The sequence below is a fragment of the Streptomyces sp. AB3(2024) genome (assembly GCF_041862025.1).
Classification (GTDB): Bacteria; Actinomycetota; Actinomycetes; order Streptomycetales; family Streptomycetaceae; genus Streptomyces.
This window is the reverse complement of sequence record NZ_JBGWAB010000004.1, coordinates 85,075-103,152: the sequence shown is the minus strand read 5'-3', so window position 1 is coordinate 103,152 and position 18,078 is coordinate 85,075. Positions and strand designations below refer to the sequence as shown.

At 72.7% G+C, this 18,078-nt stretch carries 15 protein-coding genes and 2 pseudogenes; 15 read left to right on the top strand and 2 right to left on the bottom strand.

Translation table 11 applies throughout. From position 1 onward, the window contains the following. Positions 1-27 precede the first annotated feature (27 nt). Entirely contained in the window at positions 28-2,922 is a 2,895-nt protein-coding gene (locus tag ACEPPI_RS02955) for a BTAD domain-containing putative transcriptional regulator (RefSeq protein ID WP_373913671.1), read from the bottom strand. Between the two features lie 118 nt (positions 2,923-3,040). On the opposite strand from ACEPPI_RS02955, the gene ACEPPI_RS02950 reads away from it, so the two are divergent. The 4 genes and pseudogenes from ACEPPI_RS02950 (at position 3,041) to ACEPPI_RS02935 (ending at position 7,329) form a co-directional block, all read left to right on the top strand. Next, positions 3,041-3,340, top strand: coding sequence for a trypco2 family protein (locus ACEPPI_RS02950; RefSeq protein ID WP_373913670.1), 300 nt, complete (start codon positions 3,041-3,043; stop codon positions 3,338-3,340). Continuing rightward, a pseudogene (locus ACEPPI_RS02945) lies at positions 3,337-3,885 on the top strand (trypsin-like peptidase domain-containing protein); the annotation flags it as partial. The gene ACEPPI_RS02950 and the pseudogene ACEPPI_RS02945, both read left to right, overlap by 4 nt. Before the next feature lie 571 nt (positions 3,886-4,456). Further along, positions 4,457-6,256, top strand: a complete 1,800-nt coding sequence (locus ACEPPI_RS02940) for a hypothetical protein (protein ID WP_373913669.1) — start codon at positions 4,457-4,459, stop codon at positions 6,254-6,256. Positions 6,257-6,513: 257 nt separating this feature from the next. Beyond that, the gene (locus ACEPPI_RS02935; protein ID WP_373913668.1) at positions 6,514-7,329 is read left to right on the top strand and encodes a DUF6801 domain-containing protein; all 816 of its coding nucleotides are present in this window, start codon (positions 6,514-6,516) and stop codon (positions 7,327-7,329) included. Positions 7,330-7,448: 119 nt separating this feature from the next. On the opposite strand, the pseudogene ACEPPI_RS02930 reads toward ACEPPI_RS02935, so the two are convergent. Further along, positions 7,449-7,586, bottom strand: a pseudogene (locus ACEPPI_RS02930) (serine hydrolase); the annotation flags it as partial. 107 nt (positions 7,587-7,693) lie between these two features. Between ACEPPI_RS02930 and ACEPPI_RS02925 the strand changes: the two are divergent. From ACEPPI_RS02925 to ACEPPI_RS02875, 11 genes are all read left to right on the top strand, one after another. Continuing rightward, positions 7,694-8,716: a phosphotransferase gene (locus tag ACEPPI_RS02925; protein ID WP_373913667.1), complete on the top strand. Its 1,023-nt coding sequence runs from the start codon at positions 7,694-7,696 to the stop codon at positions 8,714-8,716. 330 nt (positions 8,717-9,046) lie between these two features. Beyond that, complete coding sequence (locus tag ACEPPI_RS02920; protein ID WP_373913666.1) at positions 9,047-9,709, top strand: hydrolase; 663 nt, start codon at positions 9,047-9,049, stop codon at positions 9,707-9,709. Between the two features lie 5 nt (positions 9,710-9,714). Continuing rightward, positions 9,715-10,221 carry a DoxX family membrane protein gene (locus ACEPPI_RS02915; RefSeq protein ID WP_266614040.1) on the top strand — a complete coding sequence of 169 codons (507 nt, stop codon included), beginning with the start codon at positions 9,715-9,717 and terminating at the stop codon, positions 10,219-10,221. A 92-nt stretch (positions 10,222-10,313) separates the two neighbouring features. Then, a complete protein-coding gene (locus ACEPPI_RS02910; RefSeq protein WP_373913665.1) occupies positions 10,314-10,892 on the top strand; it encodes a Dps family protein in 579 nt (192 codons plus the stop codon). Continuing rightward, positions 10,892-12,316, top strand: coding sequence for an NAD(P)/FAD-dependent oxidoreductase (locus ACEPPI_RS02905; RefSeq protein WP_373913664.1), 1,425 nt, complete (start codon positions 10,892-10,894; stop codon positions 12,314-12,316). Before ACEPPI_RS02910 ends, ACEPPI_RS02905 begins: the two co-directional genes overlap by 1 nt. Before the next feature lie 78 nt (positions 12,317-12,394). Beyond that, entirely contained in the window at positions 12,395-13,243 is an 849-nt protein-coding gene (locus ACEPPI_RS02900) for an alpha/beta fold hydrolase (protein WP_373913663.1), read from the top strand. Between the two features lie 47 nt (positions 13,244-13,290). Further along, positions 13,291-14,244, top strand: coding sequence for an alpha/beta hydrolase (locus ACEPPI_RS02895; protein ID WP_373913662.1), 954 nt, complete (start codon positions 13,291-13,293; stop codon positions 14,242-14,244). Beyond that, entirely contained in the window at positions 14,241-16,127 is a 1,887-nt protein-coding gene (locus tag ACEPPI_RS02890; protein ID WP_373913661.1) for an amidohydrolase, read from the top strand. The genes ACEPPI_RS02895 and ACEPPI_RS02890 overlap by 4 nt, the downstream gene beginning before the upstream one ends. Before the next feature lie 16 nt (positions 16,128-16,143). Next, positions 16,144-16,878: a GPR1/FUN34/YaaH family transporter gene (locus tag ACEPPI_RS02885; protein WP_373913660.1), complete on the top strand. Its 735-nt coding sequence runs from the start codon at positions 16,144-16,146 to the stop codon at positions 16,876-16,878. A gap of 45 nt (positions 16,879-16,923) precedes the next feature. Continuing rightward, positions 16,924-17,238 carry a GNAT family N-acetyltransferase gene (locus tag ACEPPI_RS02880; RefSeq protein ID WP_373913659.1) on the top strand — a complete coding sequence of 105 codons (315 nt, stop codon included), beginning with the start codon at positions 16,924-16,926 and terminating at the stop codon, positions 17,236-17,238. 65 nt (positions 17,239-17,303) lie between these two features. Then, positions 17,304-18,029, top strand: coding sequence for an alpha/beta fold hydrolase (locus ACEPPI_RS02875; protein WP_373913658.1), 726 nt, complete (start codon positions 17,304-17,306; stop codon positions 18,027-18,029). Positions 18,030-18,078 lie beyond the last annotated feature (49 nt).

Genomic DNA, 18,078 nt, shown 5'->3' with positions numbered 1-18,078 from the left:
TCGGGCTCCCCGGTCGCCGACGCACGGTCAGCGCGACGAGCCCGGGCGCCCGGGTACGTCCAGCACGGCCTGAAACTGCCCGAGCGCCTCGTCGATACGGCCGGTCGCCACGTAGGCGCGGCCCAGCCGCGAGCGGATGTCCATCTCCAGCCAGTTGTAGCCGGGTTCGGTGAGGGGGGACAGCAACCGGTGCTGGCGCAGCGCCTGGTGGTGGAGGGCCACCGCCGCGTCCGGATCTCCCTCGGCCTGCACCGCCGTGCCCAGCCGGGTCAGGCCGCGCGCGCAGAGGAACACGTCCCCGCCCTCCTCGACCAGGTGGACCGCCTGGCGGAGCAGGATCCCGGCCTCGGCGTACCGGCCGAGGCGGAGGTGGACGTCGGCGGCGAAGCTCAGCACCCTGCCGAGCATGCGCGGTCTGCCGCTGCGGTCGGCGTGGGTACGGGCCGCGGCGAAGCAGTCCAGCGCCTCCTCGTTGCGTCCCTCCAACTGGTGGGAGAGGCCCTGGATGACGCATGCCATCGAGGCGACCCAGTCGTTGTCCGCCGGCCGGGACAGGCCCAGCGCCGCGGTGACACGGGCGATCGCCTGCCCGCCCTCGCCCACGCTCAGGTCGACGGACGCCAGCCCGACGAGAGCCCGGGTCTCTTCGATCGGGTCGCGGCCGCGCCGGCTGAGGTGGAGCGCCTCGGTGAACAAGGCCCGCGACTGCGCGTACCGGCGTTGGTACACGCCCGTGAAGGCCAGGCAGTTGCGCAGGGCGACGGCCATCCGCGGGTCGGTGGCCTCGTCGACGCGCGCGAGTGCGATCTCCAGGGCGGTCTGGCACTCGTGGTAGCGGCCCTGCCGTGTGAAGTAGTCGACCAGCGCCTCGGCGATCCAGCACGCGTGGTCGACCTCGCCGAGGGCCACGGCGTGCCCGACGACGTCGGCGAGCTCCCCGCCGGCCGCGTCCAGCCAGACCTCCGCGTCCTTCCAGTGCGTGAACGGTGCTCCGGCGGGTCGGGGCCCGGTGGGGAAACCGGTGGCAAGACCCCAGTCACTGGTGATCCGGGCGGCGTCCAGGTAGAGCCGGAGGGCGGCCGTGCGCGTGCCGGCGGCCTCGGCGGGCAGGGCTTCCGCGAGGCGCCGGGCGTGCACGCGAACCAGGTCGTGCAACCGGTAGCGGCCCGGACGCGGCTGTTGCAGAAGGCTCGTGTCGACCAGGCTCTCCAGGATCTGCTCGGTGTCGTCGGACGACCCGCCGAGCATGGCCGCGGGCGTCAGTACGTCGAACTCGACCGTCGGCGCCTGGCCCAGGGCGCGGAATCCGCGCTGCTGCTCGGGTGCGAGCTGGTCGTAGGACAGCCGGAAGGCAGCCTCGACGCTGCGGTTCCCGACGCTCAGTTCACCGAGCCGGCGCTCGTCGCCCGCCATCCGGCCCACCAGGTGCTCCACCGTCCAGGTGTGGCGGTTCTGCAGCCGCGATCCGGCGATGCGCAGCGCCAGCGGCAGACCGTCGCACAGTCCGACGAGCTGTCGGGTCGCCTCCGGCTCGCGGCTCGCGCGCTCCTCTCCGATGAGGTGCGTGAGCAGCAGCACCGCATCCCTGCCGGTCAGCGGTTCCAGCGTGACCCGCCGGTCGGCGTCCAGTTCGGCCAGCCGCCGACGTCCGGCCACCAGCACCCTGCTTCCGGCTCCCGCGGGCAGCAGCGGTCGCACCTGGTCGGCGTCCAGGACGTCGTCCAGTACGAGGAGCAGTCGTAGCGCGCTGGTCGCCGCGCGCCAGGCGGCGGCGAGTTCCTCGAGGTCGCTCGGCAACTCGCCGTGGGCCGCGCCCAGGGAGCGCAGCAGGCGCTGCAGCGCCTGCTCGGGGGACTGGCGCCGCTGCGTGCTGTGCGCGCGCAGGTCCACGAACAGACTTCCGTCCGGGTACCGGTCGCTGAGCTCACGGGCCGCGCGTACGACGAGCGCGGTCTTGCCGACCCCGGCCGTACCGTCCACGGTCACGATCGATACGGATCCGGGCGCGGAAGGCCCGGTCAGTTGCGCGAGCGCGGCCTCCTGGCCGATGAGGCGGCCGGCGTCGCCCGGCAGCTCATTGACGGAGCGGCGGGTCCCGGGCCGGCCGGGACGTGCGGCGGAGCGTGCGGCGCCCGTACCGAGAAGGAGTTCGTCGTCGCGGCGCAGCACCGCTTCGTACAGCCGGCGGAGCTCTTCCCCCGGGCCGACGCCGAGCTCGTCACGCAGCCGTACGCGCAAGCCCTGGTAGGCGTTCAGCGCTTCCGCCTGGCGTTCACAGCCGTACAGGGCCCGCATCCGCAGCGCCAGCAACGACTCGTCGTACCGGTCGGACGGGGACAGGACGCCGAGGTCGTCCAGGACCTCACCGAACCGCCCGAGCAGAACCAGGCAGTTGAGTTTCTCCAGCCGGAGCCCCCGCCGGCGCTCGGACAGCCGCTCCCGCTCGGACTGCGCGAACAACCCCGGCAGGCCGGTCAGGGGCTCGCCCCGGAACAGTGCGAGTGCCGCGGACAACCGCTCGGCGGCCCCGGCCAGATCGCCGGACTCCTTCGTACGTCGCGCCTCGTCAGCCCGTTCGGTCACATCCGCCACATCGAGCCGGACCCCGTCGAGGGCGAAGCGGTACCAGCCCTTTCCGCTGCGGATCACCGACTCCGTGTGCCGCGTGCCCTCCGTGTCGAGCGCCCGGCGCAGCGGGTTGACGTGACTGGCCAGCACCTTGTGACCGGATGCGGGCGGCTCCGACCCCCACACTCCGCGCATCAACTGCTCATGGCTCAGCACGGCACCCTTGCCGAGCAACAACGCGGCCAGCACGGCTTGCCGTTTGACCGGCCCCAGATCCAGTGGCGCCGCGCCCCGCCACGCCCGTAACGGACCGAGCACCGCGAACCGGAGCTGCTCGGGAGGTGCGCCGTCCATGGAGGAGCCCCGCTTTCGCACATCATCGGAATTTCATCTGCTTTGCAGCGTGTCCGCTCATGGTTGCAGAGATGCGACGGACAACGGCTGAGAAGCCGGGGAGCGCGAGGGGCGCGGAGTGATCGAACTGGCGAGTGTGATCAGGGACCTACGGGAGGAGCTGGGACGGGCGATCGTCGCGGCGGAGGGCGAGGCGCTGCGCTTCGAGCTGGGGCCGATCGAGTTGGAGCTGTCGGTCGCACTGGAGCGGTCGGGGCGGGCGGGGGCGAAAGTGCGGTTCTGGGTGGTGGAGTCCGATGCGGAGGCGGCCGTGGGCGCCGCCTCCGCCCAGCGCATCTCGCTGGCGTTGCAACCGGCTCTGGCGGGGTCGCACGCCACGCCGTTCATCTCCGGCAGCGCTGACGCGCACGAGCGGTGAGGGCCGTCGTGGGCGAAGGGACGGAGCCGGGCGGACTCGACCGGCGGCGGGCCGTCCAGGTCCTCACCACGCACGGCACGGGCGCCGGAGGGCGCGGATCGGGCTACCTGGTGGCCGCGAACCTGGTGCTCACGGCCGCGCACGTGGTGTGCGGCGCGAGGACGGTGCGGGTGCGTTTCCTCACCGAGGACGGCGGCACGCGGGAAGTGCCGGGCGCGCCGGTCTGGGCGAACTCCGCCTCGGACGTCGCGCTGATCGCCATCGTGGACGGTTCCGGCCCGGGCAGCCCGGCCGCCGCCGCGGTTCCGGTGGTCCGGTTCGCCCGTGTCGCGAAGCCGGTGGAGTGCGAAGCGCTCGGATTCCCGAGGTTCAGACTGCGTTCCGGGACCACGTCGCCGGATGGCGGCGGGCCCGTGTCGTACCGGGATTCCCACCACGCGCGCGGTGAGACCACCCCGTTGTCGAACCAGCGTGAGGGCAGTCTGGAGATCACCCTGAAGTCCTCCCCGGAGTACGACCCCCAGCGGGGTCGTTCGCCGTGGGAGGGCATGTCGGGGGCCCCGGTGTGGAGCGGCGGGTACGTGATCGGCGTCATCACCAGGCACTACCGGTCCGACGGACTGAGCACGCTCGCGGCAAGCCCGGTGGACCGCTGGTACCGACAGGTGAGTCCGCGGGAGATCGGCGAACTCAGCTCGCTGATCGGTCTGCCGGCGCATCCCGGCCGACTCGAAGCGCTTCCTCGTGCGGCGCCGCTGCCCGGTGCGCCGGAGCTGCGGGAGGCCGCCGGGCTGCTCGCCGCCAAGGTGGCCGGACAATGGCGGAAAGAGGAGCGGCGGCGGCAGGTGCACGACCCGTTCCCGCTCCCCGTGGCCTTCCGGAACGCCGACGCGCGTCTGCTCGATCACTGGGCCACGATCTGCGACGCTCCACCCGGGGCGGATCCGGCGCCGCTCGCACTGGCCGGCCGCATCGACCGGATCGTGGACGTGTACCGGTCCGTTCCGTCCCGCCGGCTGGTGGTGCTCGGCGCGGCCGGGGGGGGGCAAGACGATCCTGACCCTGCGCTTCGTCCTCGACTGGCTGGGCGCCCGCACGCCCGACGAGCCCGTACCGGTGATCTTCAGCCTGGGGTCATGGGACCCGACCACCGTCTCCCTGCGCGACTGGATGTGCCACCAGCTGGTACGCGACCACGGCCTCGCCGTTCCTGCCGCACGCGGAGGGAACCTGGCCGGGGCGCTGGTCGACAGCGGCTGGATCCTGCCCGTCATGGACGGGTTCGACGAGATCGCGGGCGGCCTGCGGCGTGCGGCGCTCAAAGAGCTCGACCGCACCACCACCGCGCTGCTCCTCACCAGCCGTCCCCGGGAGTACGCCGAAGCCGTGGAGACCCGCCCGTTCCCGAAGGCTGCCGTGGTCGAGCTGGCCGACCTGGCCCTGGCCGACGTCGCCCTCTACCTGCCGCTCACCAGCCGTCCGGGGACGGACGGCGGTACGGGCGGCACCGTGTGGGAACCCGTCATGGACGCGCTGCGCAAAGAACGGCGCGGCCCGGGTGCGGAGAACCTCGCCAGGGTGCTCACCACCCCGCTGATGGTCGCCATGGCCCGCGCCGTCTACAGCGACACCCCCGGGTGCGATCCCGTACGACTCCTGGACACCACCACCTTCGCCTCTCCGGAAGCCCTGCAGAGACACCTCCTGGCCGCGTTCACCCCGGCCGCCTACGAGCCCTCGCCGGCCGACGGCGGCAACGGCCGTCGGCGGCGGCCGGACTGGAACCCCGACCGTGCGCAGCAGTGGCTCGGCTACCTCGCCGCGCACCTGGACCGACTCGGCAGGGCGGCTACGGGCGCTCCGGCACGTGACCTCGCCTGGTGGCAACTGGGCACCACGATGAGCCGTTCCTCGCGGATGCTCGTGATCGGGTTCCTGGCCGCACTGGCCCTCGGGGTGACGACCGCCGTCGGGAACGTTCCCGCGGATTTGGTGGCGACATCGTTCGGGCTCAGGTTCGCGCTCGTGCGGGGGCTCGTGATCGGGCTCCTGCACGCGCTCGTGAACGGGCTGTTCTTCGGGCTCGTGTACGGATTCGTGTCGCGGGGCGGGGCGGAGCCGTCGCGCGTACGCGTACAGGTCTTCGGCCGGACCGGGCGCAGGGGCACGGGGGTCTTGCGCAGGTTCGGGCTGGGGCTCGGGTGCGGGGTCCTGGCCGCGCTCGTGCTCCTGTTCCTGGACAGGGTCGTGGTCGAGTCCCTGGGGCTCGGGGACGGCCTGGACGGCGGGCTCGCGGGGGCCCTCGTGTTCGTGCCCGGGCTCGGGCTCGGAGCCGGGTCGGTATTCGGGCTCATGGCCTGGCTGGAAGTGCCCGTCGACATCAGATCCGGCGTCAGTTCCTCGGAGCTGCTCGCCCAGGACCGCAGGAACGTGGTCTTCCATCTGCTGGTGTGGGCCCTCGTGTTCGGGACGGGAGCCGGATGCGCCAACGCCGTCACGGGAGGGCCCGTGTGGGGACTCCTGCTGGGGCTGGCGTTCGGGATCGAAGCCGCCTTCGCGGGCGGACTCGCGTACGGACTCGCTTTCACCGCCTGGGGTCAGTGGGTGGCCCTCGCGCGCATCTGGCTGCCGCTCACGGGGCGACTGCCCTGGCGGCTGGTCACCTTCCTCGACGACGCGTGCGAGCGGGACGTGCTGCGTCAGGCCGGCGCCGTCTATCAGTTCCGGCACGCCCGACTCCAGGACCACCTGACCCGGGTCCATCGTGCGGGCCGCGACAGCAGCGGCCCGCCGGCCACCGCCGCTGCGTCGTGTACCGCGGGCGACGCGGACCCGGAGCCGGCGGCCCGTCCCGTGCCCGCCGGCGCCGGCGCCGGTTCGCCGGGCCGGCATCGCCGGACCCGGCCGAGCCGGTGACGCACCGAACCGGCCGTGGCCGGCACATCACCGCACCACGCATGTCTCCGAGAGATCGAAACACCCTGATGGGGGTCGGCATGAGCACTGGCGAGCGCACCCAGAACCCGCGGGAACGGAATCGGCCGGCCCCCGCCGTCCGGAGCACTGCGGCGCCACGCGGCCCGCTGCGCACGGCGCTGGTCGCAGCGGTCGCGGGAGGAGTGCTGGGACTTGCGGGAGCCGGACCCGCTGCCGCGGATCCGGTGTCGCTCACCATGCGGTACACGTGCTCGACCGGGCTGATCGGGAACCTGCCCGTCACGGTGCGGATCGACTCGGATGTCCCCGGGTGGGCCGAGGTCGGAAAGGCCACCCCGGTCTTCCCCGTCCACGCGGCGGTGCTGGTGCCCGCGGACGCCGCGAAGATGCTGGGCGGGATCGGTGCGAAGACCATCGAGGGCACGGTGGTGGCCCAGGCGCGGGTGACGGCCCCGGAGGGGGACATCCGGGTGAAGGTGCCGGTCGACATGAAAACCGAAATTCCGGCGTCCGGGTCCTTCCCCGTCAAGGCGTACGGCTCCGCACCGCCGCTCACCTTCAGACGCGCGGGCAGCGCGCGGATCACCGTCGGCGACCTCGTCGCGCACCTCGCGCTGAAGGACGCGGGTGGCGGCGTCGTCTACCCGGGCGAGATCGACGCCCGGTGCACACCGGATGCCGGGCAGAGCAACGCCTTGGCTTCGTTCCACATCACCGGTCCCGGTCCCGGTACGGCCACGGACCCGGCCACGCACCCGCACCCGGACCCGGACCCGGCCACGGACCCGCCCACATCCGCGGCAACAGGAACCGCCGGTACACCCGCTGCCCCCGGCGCACCGTCGACCGACGGGACCGCGTCCAGCGCGACGGGCGCCACGGGCGCCACCGGGTCCACACGGCACGGCAGCATGCTCCCCGACACCGGAGTCGATCCGGCCCCGTGGCTACTCGGCGGCGCGGGCGTGCTGCTGGCTGCCGGCGCGGGCACCCTCTTCGCCGTACGCCGATCCCGTACGGACGGCGGCGCCGACGATGCCTCCGCGACCTGACCGGACAACGGGCTGCTCCACGTCGGGACCGGACCGTGCCGCGGTCCGAGTAGCAGAGGGGCGGACACACGAAGCCCGACAGTGTCACGTGGCTGGAAGCTTGTTGGTGAGGAGGCTGGCCGCATGGGCTCGTCGGGCCGGCCGGGGGCGAGGAGGCCGACGGCTCCGCTCGCGCGGATGCCGTCGGCGTCCCCGACCGCCCACACCGCGCCGGGGTAGACCTCCTCGCGCACGCCGGTCTGGAGGAGGTCTTCGATTCGGGCGGTGGAGGGGGATCCCCGGCTCGCGTCTCCCTCTGACTCTCTGCAGAGACCCGGGTGACGAATTCGGGTGCGGGATTCGGCTTCGGCGTACCGTGCTCGGGGTGACGGACACGACTCGGGAAGACGGTCTGGCGGCAGTACTGCCCACCCTGTCCGGCGCCTTCGGGCTGGGCGAGGTACGCGATCAGCGGTTCCTTGCCCATGGCCTGATGAACCGGAACTGGCGGCTCGTGACGGCTACGGGGGTGTACGCGCTCAAGGAGATCACCGACGTTCCTCTGCCGAAGGTTCGCAGGAACCTCGCGGTCCTCGTGGACCTGGCTCGTGAGGGCGTCCCGGTGCCGGCGCCACTGTTCGACGCCGGTGGGGACCGTGTGGTGGAAGTCGGTGGTCGCGGCTACTGCGTCCTGCCGTGGGTGGACGGCGAGCACGTTCAAGGGACGGACCTCCCGCTCGACCAGGTGCGCGATCTCGGTGCTCTCCTCGGACGCCTGCACGAGGGCTTGCGGCGGCATGGGCCCGGCCCGGTTCCGGAGCGGGCACCGGTTGCGAAGGTCCGCGACGTGGCCGAGGCCGACCGGGCCGCCGTTGCTCTCGCGAGCCGCCTCCCGACCGATCCGGTGAGCGACCTCGACAAGACCGCCGCCGAGGCCCTGCGCGGCCGCCGAGGCCTCCTCGCCCGGTACGCCGATGCCCGGCCGGACGGCGGGGCGCCGGCCGGGCCGTACGGGTGGACGCACGGCGACTTCCAGTACCGCAACCTGCTGCGGCGCGACGGCCGGGTGGTGGCGGTCCTGGACTGGGACCGGCTCGGGGTCCGGCCGTACGGGGAGGAGGTCGCGCGGACCGCGCAGGTGCAGTTCGGGGTGGGTGGTGCCTTCGACCTCGACCGCGTCGCCGCGTTCCGTTCCGGATACCGGTCCGTGATCGATCTGTCCGAAGACGACCTTGCCGACGCGGTGAAGCGGCTGTGGTGGAAGCGGCTGACCGACTTCTGGCAGCTGGAGTTCTACCTCGTCCGCCAGGACCCCGCCTTCGGCGAGATGTTCCTGGCGGACGAGGCACTGCTGAACTGGTGGACCGATCGCGCCGACGAGGTGCAGGCCGCCTACTCGGCCCGTTGACCGGCGGCTGCTGCCGCCGGGATGAGCCCGGCGGCAGCCAGCTCGGGCAGGCACGGCCGGACCAGCGGCGCTGCCCCGGCGCGAGCCTTCGCGCCGAGGCGGCGGCGCTGAGCGTGGTCGCCCCTCCGCGGCACATCTGTGCCGGCGTCGCGACCTTGCGCGTTCGCGCCCGTGACACTGCGCGGATCTCGTCCTTGACCGGTTGTGCGCTGTCGTGCCAACTCCTGGGCGCAGAAGGTCAACGCGGTCCGTCGGGTCGCTCGTAGCTTGCAGAAGTGCCGAGCCGCGGACGCGGCGGGCACGTTACCGATTGCTTCGAGAGGACCCCTCATGTTCGACATCAGCAAGGTGCAGGCCGCCCCGAGCAAGGACCTGCTCACGCCCGACAACTCGGTCATGCTCTTCGTGGACCACCAGCCGCAGATGTTCTTCGGCACCGGGAGTGGCGATCGCGCCGCGATCATCAACAGCACCGTGGGTCTCGCCAAGGCGGCTCAGGCCTTCGATGTGCCGGCCGTCCTGACCACGGTCGCCGCCGAGTCGTTCTCCGGGCCGCTGCTGCCGCAGCTCGCCGAGGTGTTCCCCAAGCACGAGGTGATCGACCGCACCACCATGAACGCCTGGGAGGACGAGGCGCTCGTCGCGGCGGTCAAGGCGACCGGGCGCAAGAAGATCATCCTGTCCGGCCTGTGGACCGAGGTCTGCCTGGTGCTGCCCGCGCTGTCCGCGCTTGAGCAGGGATACGAGGTGTACGTGGTCTCCGACGCCTCCGGTGGTGTCAGCCCCGCCGCCCACGAGCACGCGCTGCAGCGGATGATCGCCGCCGGCGCGGTGCCCGTGACCTGGGTGCAGGTGCTCCTGGAACTCCAGCGCGACTGGGCGCGCCAGGAGTCGTACGGCGCGGTCATGGAGATCGTCAAGGCTCACGCGGGTGCGTACGGCCTGGGCGTCGTGTACGCGCAGAGCGTCATCGGCGCGCACGCCGCCGGCTGACCCCTGTGGACACCGGCATTCTGATCCTGCGTCTGCTGGTGGGACTGCTCGTCGCCGGCCACGGTGTGCAGAAGATCAGCTCGCACCTGGGCGGCAAGGGACTCGAGGGCGGTACCGAGGAGTTCCGCGCCGACGGCTTCCGCGGCGGTGCCCTCACCGCCCTGGCGGCGGGCGGTGGTCAGATCGGATCGGGCCTGCTGCTCGCCGCCGGCCTCCTGACCCCGCTCGCCGCGACCGGCGCCATCGGGGTCATGACGGTCGCGCTCACCGTGAAATGGCGCCACGGGCTCTGGGTGCAGAACGACGGGTACGAGTACCCGCTCGTCCTCATCGGCACCGCCGCCGCCCTCGCCGCCACCGGCCCCGGCGCCTGGTCCCTCGACGCGGCCCTCGGCCTCACGCCGTACCCGCTGTGGTGGGCCGCCCTCGCGCTCGTGGCCGGCCTCGGCAGCGGACTGCTCACCCGGCTCGTCCTGCACCGGACCGCCGCCCCGGCGATCGCCGAGCGCTGAGCGCGAGCCGCGCAGACCGGGTCCGGCCGCCCGCGTACCCCCGACCGGGCGGCCGGGCCCTTCCCACCTTCTCTCCCGAACAGGAGCACCCGATGGACACCCTCACGTCCCCGCACGGTGGCGGCCAGCCGCTGCTGCACCAGAAGGGCGCCGAGACCCAGGCGTTCGGCACGCTCAAGCAGCTGCCGATCGGCCTCGGCCACGACACCCGCATGTACGCCTGCCAGCGGCTGAACCGCGTACTCGCCGACACGCAGATCCTCTACTCCCTCTACAAGAAGCACCACTGGCTCATGCGCGGGGCGACCTTCTACTCGCTCCACCTGATGCTGGACAAGCACGCGGAGGCCCAGCTGGCCATCGTGGACGCGCTGGCCGAGCGGGTCCAGAGCCTCGGCGGCGTCGCCGTCGGAGACCCGCGCCACGTCGCGGAGCTGACCGCGATACCCCGGCCGCCGGACGGGGTGGAGCCGGTGCCCGTCATGCTGTCGCGGCTCCTCGACGCGCACGAGCGGATCCTGATCGACGCGCGGGACGCCGCCGCCCGGCTCTCCGGGGAGGGCGACGAGGGCAGCGCCGACCTGCTCGTCTCCGATGTCATCCGCACCGGCGAGGCGCAGGTGTGGTTCCTGGCCGAGCACCTCGTGGACACCCCTCTGGTGCGCGGCTGATGGACACGTACGACGTCGTCGTGGTCGGCGGCGGTCCGGCCGGCGAGGTCGTCGCAGACCGGACCGTCCGGTCGGGGCTGACAGCCGTCGTCGTCGAGGCCGAGACGGTCGGCGGAGAGTGCTCCTACCGTGCCTGCGTGCCGAGCAAGGCCCTGCTGCGACCCGGCGCCGCGCGGGCGGAGGCCCGCTCGGTCCACGGGGCCCGGCAGGCGGTCACGGCGGCACTCGACCCGGCGCGCGTCCTGGCCCGCCGTGACCGTTTCACCGGGCGCGGTGACGACACCGGGCAGGCCGACTGGCTCGACGGTGCGGGCATCGCGCTCGTACGGGGGCACGGACGGCTCGCCGGTGAGCGCCGGGTGGAGGTGACGGGGGCCGACGGCACGGTCCGTACCCTGCGGGCCCGGCGCGCGGTCGTGGTGTGTACCGGCACGGAACCCGCCCTTCCGTCAGTCGAGGGGCTCGACCGGATCGGTGTGTGGACCAGCCGACAGGCCACCACGGCCGACGCGGTGCCCGAGCGGCTCGTCGTCATCGGCGGGGGAGTGGTGGCTTGCGAGATGGCCACCGCGTGGCGCTCGCTCGGCTCCTCCGTCACCCTGCTGGTTCGCGACCAGACCCTGCTGACCGGCTGGGAGCCGTGCGCCGGCGAAGAGGTCGCCCGGGGTCTGAGCGATCTGGGCGTCACGATTCGCTTCGGGGTGTCGGCCGTCCGGGTCGCCCGTGACGAGGACACCCGCGCGGTGACCGTGGACACCGACGACGGCACCGCCCTCGTCTGCGACGAGGTGCTGGCCGCCGTCGGTCGGCGCCCGCGCACCGCAGACCTCGGCCTGGACTCCGTCGGACTGCCGGCAGGCGACTGGCTCCCGGTCGACGACACCTGTCGGGTCACCGCGGTCGAGGGCGCATGGCTCTACGCCGTCGGCGACGTGAACCACCGTGCGCCGCTGACCCACATGGCCAAGTACCAGGCCCGCGCCTGCGCGGCGGCGATCGCCGAGCGAGCCGCGGGGCGCCCGGCCGTCACCGGAGGCCGGCAGCCGTGGAGCGCGGAAGCCGACCACGTCGCCGTCCCGCAGGCCGTCTTCACCCGTCCCGAGGTCGCGAGCGTCGGTCTCACGGAACGCGCGGCACGCGAAGCGGGTCTCGCGGTACGCACGGTGGAGTACCGCATCGACGACGTCGCCGGCGCCGCGCTCCACGCGGACGACTACCGCGGCCTCGCCAAGCTCGTCGTCGACGAGACCCGGGGAGTCGTCGTCGGCTGCACGCTCACCGGCCCGATGGCGACCGAACTCGTCCACACCGCCACCGTGGCCATCGTGGGCGAGGTCCCCCTGGAGCGCCTGTGGCACGCCGTGCCCGCCTTCCCGACGGTCAGCGAGGTCTGGCTCCGGCTCCTGGAGGCGTACGGCCTCTGAGGCGAGGCCCCACCCGACCGAGGCACCCCCGCCCGCCCGAGCGCACCCGAATGCTCCACCACCCGACAAGGAAACCCCATGCATCCCAAGAGGCGCACCCTCGCTTTCGCCCTGCCGGCCGCGGTGGCCTCCCTGCTGGGCGCCGCACCCGCCACATCCGCCGCACCCGCCGCACCCGCGAGCGTCCCGGCCGCCGCCGGCGCCGACCGGCACGGTCCCAAGCCCACGATCGTCCTGGTCCACGGGGCGTTCGCCGACGCCTCCAGCTGGAGCGGCACGATCAGGCGGCTTCAGCGCGCCGGCTACCCCGTCCTGGCCCCGGCCAACCCGCTGCGCGGTCTCGCCGCGGACACCGCCTACCTCCGCAGCGTGTTGGCCGCCGTCGAGGGACCCGTCGTCCTCGTCGGCCACTCCTACGGCGGCGCCGTCATCAGTGGCGCCGCGCTGGGCGACATCCGTGTGAAGGCCCTCGTCTACATCGCCGCGTTCACCCCGGACAAGGGCGAGAGCGCGGCCGAGCTCGCCGCCAAGTTCCCCGGCTCCACCCTCGGAGACACCGTGAACCCGCGGTCGTACCCGCTGCCCGGCGGTGGCACCGGCACCGAACTCGTCATCGAACGGGCCAAGTTCCACCGGCAGTTCGCCGCCGACGTCCCCGCCGCCGACGCGGCCGTCATGGCCGCGACCCAGCGCCCGGTCGCCACCGCCGCCCTGGAGGAGAAGGCCGGGGAAGTGGCCTGGAAGACGATCCCGTCCTGGGCGCTGATCGCCACCGCCGACAAGAACATCCCGCCGGCCGCCGAACGGTGGATGGCCCGGCGCGCCGGCTCGCACATCACCGAAGTGGACGCGTCGCACGCCGTGGCCGTCTCCCGTCCGGCCGTGGTCACCGACGTGATCCTCGACGCCGTACGGGCGACCCGCTGAGCCCCGGACCTGCGCCCTCTCGTACATCCCCAGAAGGAGAAGCCCTCATGAAGAACCGTCCGATCCTCGAACCCGCCGCCCAGGCCTTCGCCGACGCCACCGCCCGGCCGCCGTACCTCTACCAGATCCCCGTCGCCGAAGGCCGTAAGGCCGTGGACGGTGTCCAGAGCGGTGAGGGCGTCCCCCTGCCCGAGGTCGACGAGGAGTGGATCACCGTCCACGGCGGCCCGACCGGTGACGTCCGCGCCCGGATCGTCCGCCCCCGCGGCGCCACCGGCCCGCTTCCCGTCATCCTCTACATCCACGGCGCGGGCTGGGTCTTCGGCAACGCCCACACCCACGACCGGCTCGTCCGCGAACTCGCCGTCGGCACCCGGGCGGCCGTGGTGTTCCCCGAGTACGACCTCTCGCCCGAGGCGCGCTACCCCGTCGCGATCGAACAGAACTACAGCGTCGCCCAGTGGGTCGCCCGCGAGGGACACCACAAGGACCTCGACGGCACGCGGATCGCCGTCGCGGGCGACTCGGTCGGCGGCAACATGAGCGCCGCCCTCACCCTCATGGCCAAGCAGCGCGGCGACGTCATGCTCGTCCAGCAGGTCCTCTTCTACCCGGTCACGGACGCGAGCTTCGACACCGACTCGTACCACCGGTTCGGCGAGGGCTACTTCCTGCGCCGCGACGCCATGAAGTGGTTCTGGGACCAGTACACGACCGACGAGGCCGAGCGGGCCCAGATCACCGCCTCCCCGCTGCGCGCCTCCACCGAGCAGCTCAGCGGCCTGCCGCCGACCCTGGTCATCACCGCCGAGGCCGACGTCCTGCGCGACGAGGGCGAGGCGTACGCGGCGAAGCTCCGTGCCGCCGGCGTCCCCGTCACCGCCCTGCGCGTCCAGGGCGTCATCCACGACTTCGTGATGCTGAACGCACTGCGCGAGACTCAGGCCGCGGAACTCGCCATCGGTCTCGCCACCGACACCCTGCGCAAGGCCCTCGCATGACCGGGCCGTCGACGAGCATGCCGGTGGCGGGCCTCGTCCCCGCCCCGCGTCGGGAGCACGAGCACGCCGACCTCCTCGTCCGCAACGCCAAGGTCTTCACCGGTGACCCCGACCGGCCCGAGGCCCGTGCCGTCGCGATCCGCGACGGCAGGGTCGCGGCCCTCGGCGACGACCACGACCTCGCCCACTTCGTCGGGCCGGGAACGAAGGTCGTCGACGCCCTCGGCCGCCGGGTGATCCCCGGCCTCAACGACTCGCACCTGCATGTCATCCGGGGCGGCCTGAACTACGTCCTGGAGCTGCGCTGGGACGGCGTACGAAGCCTCCGACACGCCCTCGCGATGCTGCGCGAGCAGGCCGGCCGCACCCCGAAGGGGCAGTGGATCCGGGTGGTGGGCGGCTGGACCGCCGAGCAGTTCGCCGAGCGCAGGATGCCGACCGTCGCGGAGCTGAACGCCGCCGCCCCCGACACCCCGGTGTTCGTCCTGCACCTGTACCAGTCGGCGCTGATGAACCGGGCCGCGGTGCAGGCAGCCGGATTCACCCGCGACACCCCGGATCCCCGCGGCGGGCAGATCGTCCGAGGCCGGGACGGCGAAGCCAATGGCGTGCTCCTCGCGGCCCCGAGCGCCCTCATCCTGTACTCGACCCTGGCCAAGGCGCCGGCTCTCGACGAGGCCGACAAGCGGACGTCGACGCGCCATTTCCTGCGCGAGCTGAACCGCTTCGGACTGACGTCCGCGGTCGACGCCGCCGGCGGGTTCCAGAACTTCCCCGACAACTACGCCACGGTCGTCGACCTCGCCCGGTCGGGGGAGCTGACCCTTCGGATCGCCTACCACCTCTTTCCGCAGACGGCCGGTCAGGAGCTCGCCGACCTGAAGCGCTGGACCGAGATGGTCAAGCCCGGGGACGGGGACGAGTGGCTCCGGCTCAACGGCGCGGGAGAGAACCTGACGTGGGCCGCCGCCGACTTCGAGAACTTCTCCGAACCCCGGCCCGAACTCGCCGCCGGCTACGAGACCGAATTCGAGAGCGCCGTCCGGCTGCTGCTCGAGAACGGCTGGGGCTTCCGGCTCCACGCGACCTACGACGAGACGATCCGCCGCGACCTGGCCGTCTTCGAGAAGCTCGCGGCCGAAGGGCTCTTCCCCGGCGGCAACCGCTGGCTCTTCGACCACGCTGAGACGGTCTCGGCCGACAGCCTCGACCGGATCGCGGCCCTCGGCGGCGCCCTCTCCGTCCAGAACCGCATGTCCTTCCAGGGCGCCGCGTTCCTCGACCGTTACGGAGCCGAGGCCGCCGCCCACACCCCGCCGGTCCGGGCCATGCTCGACCGAGGCCTGACCGTCGCCGCCGGAACCGACGCCACCCGAGTCTCCTCGTACAACCCGTGGGTCGCCCTCCACTGGCTGGTCACCGGGCGCACCGTCGGCGGCACGGCCCTCTATCCGGCCGGCAACCTGATCGACCGGGCGACCGCCCTCGGCCTCTACACCCGGGGCGGGGCGGAGCTCACCGGCGAACAGGACGTCAAGGGCGTGCTGCGCGAGGGGTGTTACGGCGACCTCGCGGTCCTTTCGGACGACTACCTCACCGTGCCCGAGGCCTTCATCCCCGACATCGAGTCCGTCCTCACCGTCGTCGGCGGCCGCATCGTCTACGCGACCGCCGAGTACGAGGGCCTCGACGAGGCGGTCCCGCCGGTGAGCCCTGAGTGGAGCCCGGTGGCCCACTTCGGCGGTTACCGGAGCGGTGCGCAACAGGCGGTGTCCGTGGCCGAGGCCGTCGCCGAGTCCGAGCAGCACCGCCGCTGGCGCGTCGCCCGCGGCTCCGTCCCCGACACGACGCCGTCCTTCGTCGACCCCTGCTTCGAGCACTGAAAGAGAGATCCACCCGATGTCCGCAGCCTCCCCCGCCGCCGGCGGCGACACCCCGGCGACCTCGCCGGACGCGCCCCCGGGGCGCAGTTTCGAACCGGACCTCCGGTCGATGACACGGATCAACCTGCGCCCCATCGCCTCACCCATGCCGCTCGGCTTCTTCACGATAGCCATCGCCTCCGTGATGACGGGCTGCCTCCAGCTAGGGCTCTTCGACGAGGCGGCCCGCGCCGCCGTCGCCTTCACCGTGCTTCCGGCCTTCGTCCTCCAACTCCTGGTGAGTTTACTGGCCTTCGGCGCCCGTGACGTGATCGCGGCGACGCTGATGGCGGTCTTCGCCGGCAGCTGGCTGCCCTACTCGCTCATCATGCTCAGCGGCGCGGCCGACGGCCTTCAGGTCCTCGGCGTGTTCAACCTGGCGCTCCTCTGCTTCGGGGCCCTGATGACCGCCGTGACCCGGCCCAAGCGCGCGCTGTGGCTCGTCCTCGCGGTCTCCCTCCCTCGCTGGGCGGCCACCGGCCTCGGGGGCATCACCGGCGCCGAATGGCTGACGCGCACGTCCGGTGCGCTCGGCCTCGTGGTGGCGCTGGTCGCGATGTACACGGCGTTCGCCCTGATGCTCGAGGACATGCGCAGCGAGCAGGTCCTGCCCATCGGCCGCAGCGGCCCCGCTCACCTCGCCGTGGAAGGCGACCTGGCCGTCCAGCTCCGCAACCTGGAACGCCAGGCGGGCGTACGCCGCACGCTCTGACCGCGCCCACCCACCCCGTCACACCACGACCGCACAGGAGCACCCATGGAACCGCAGGTGACGGACCGGCCCCAGAAGTCTCGGTACGAGATCCTCGCCGGCGGCGACGGCACCGAGACCGCGGGCTTCGCCGAGTACCACCTCTCGCAGGGCGAGATCGCCTTCATCCACACCGAGATCGACAGCCGGTTCGCCGGCCAGGGCTTGGGCGGTCTCCTTGCCCGGGGAGCGCTCGACGACGCCCGGGCCCGTGGGCTGCGCGTCCTGCCGTACTGCCCCTTCATCCGGGGCTGGATCGGCAAGCATCCCGAGTACACCGACCTGGTGCCCGAGGCGAGGCGCGCCCGCTTCGGCCTGTGAAGCACCGCGCATCCATCTCCCGGATCCCCAGTCCCATCCCCCCTCACGCACCGAGGAGTTCCCTCATGTCCCGACACGCCCGCCCCACCGTCGTCCTGGTCCACGGCGCCTTCGCCGACGCCTCCAGCTTCGCCGGCGTCATCCCCGAGCTGACCGCCGCCGGCATGGACGTGGTGGCCCCGGCGGTGCCCAACCGCAGCCTCGTCGACGACGCCGCGTACATCGCCTCGGTGATCCGCGCCGTCGAAGGCCCCGTGATCCTGGTCGGGCACTCGTACGGCGGTGCCGTCATCACCCTCGCCGGCACGGAGGACAACGTCCGCGCACTGGTGTACCTCGCGGGATACGCGCTGGAGGAGGGCGAGAGCCTGGGCGAGCTGCAGGGCCGCTTCCCCGACTCCGGTCTCGCCGACGCGCTCGTCTACACCCCGTTCCCGGTGGCCGGCTCCACCGAGACCGGCACCGACGTCTCGGTGGAGATCGAGAAGTTCCCCGCCCTCTTCGCGGCGGACGTCGACCCCGACCTCGCCGCGGTGCTCGCCGTCTCCCAGCGCCCCCTGGCCGCACGTGCCTTCTCGGAGGCGGCGCCTGTCGCGGCGTGGAAGACCAAGCCCTCGTGGGGTCTGGTCGCCTCCTCCGACCGCACGATCAACCCCGATGTGGAGCGCTACGGGTACGAGCGCGCCGGCATGACCACCGTCGAGGTCGACTCCTCCCATCTGGTCATGCTCGCTCAGCCCAAGGCCGTGGCCGAGCTGATCCAGGACGCGGCCCGGTCCACCGCCCGCTGACCCGATCGTTCAGGATCGAACGATTAGTCGATGATGTTCGAGCGCTGGT

Bases quoted from the DNA above. Each gene is read 5' to 3' on its own strand.
- ACEPPI_RS02935 (WP_373913668.1), top strand. From the start codon at position 6,514: ATGCGGTACACGTGCTCGACCGGGCTGATCGGGAACCTGCCCGTCACG.
- ACEPPI_RS02955 (WP_373913671.1), bottom strand. From the start codon at position 2,922: ATGGACGGCGCACCTCCCGAGCAGCTCCGGTTCGCGGTGCTCGGTCCG.
- ACEPPI_RS02905 (WP_373913664.1), top strand. From the start codon at position 10,892: ATGGACACGTACGACGTCGTCGTGGTCGGCGGCGGTCCGGCCGGCGAG.
- ACEPPI_RS02890 (WP_373913661.1), top strand. From the start codon at position 14,241: ATGACCGGGCCGTCGACGAGCATGCCGGTGGCGGGCCTCGTCCCCGCC.
- ACEPPI_RS02880 (WP_373913659.1), top strand. From the start codon at position 16,924: ATGGAACCGCAGGTGACGGACCGGCCCCAGAAGTCTCGGTACGAGATC.
- ACEPPI_RS02895 (WP_373913662.1), top strand. From the start codon at position 13,291: ATGAAGAACCGTCCGATCCTCGAACCCGCCGCCCAGGCCTTCGCCGAC.
- ACEPPI_RS02900 (WP_373913663.1), top strand. From the start codon at position 12,395: ATGCATCCCAAGAGGCGCACCCTCGCTTTCGCCCTGCCGGCCGCGGTG.
- ACEPPI_RS02885 (WP_373913660.1), top strand. From the start codon at position 16,144: ATGTCCGCAGCCTCCCCCGCCGCCGGCGGCGACACCCCGGCGACCTCG.
- ACEPPI_RS02875 (WP_373913658.1), top strand. From the start codon at position 17,304: ATGTCCCGACACGCCCGCCCCACCGTCGTCCTGGTCCACGGCGCCTTC.
- ACEPPI_RS02910 (WP_373913665.1), top strand. From the start codon at position 10,314: ATGGACACCCTCACGTCCCCGCACGGTGGCGGCCAGCCGCTGCTGCAC.
- ACEPPI_RS02920 (WP_373913666.1), top strand. From the start codon at position 9,047: ATGTTCGACATCAGCAAGGTGCAGGCCGCCCCGAGCAAGGACCTGCTC.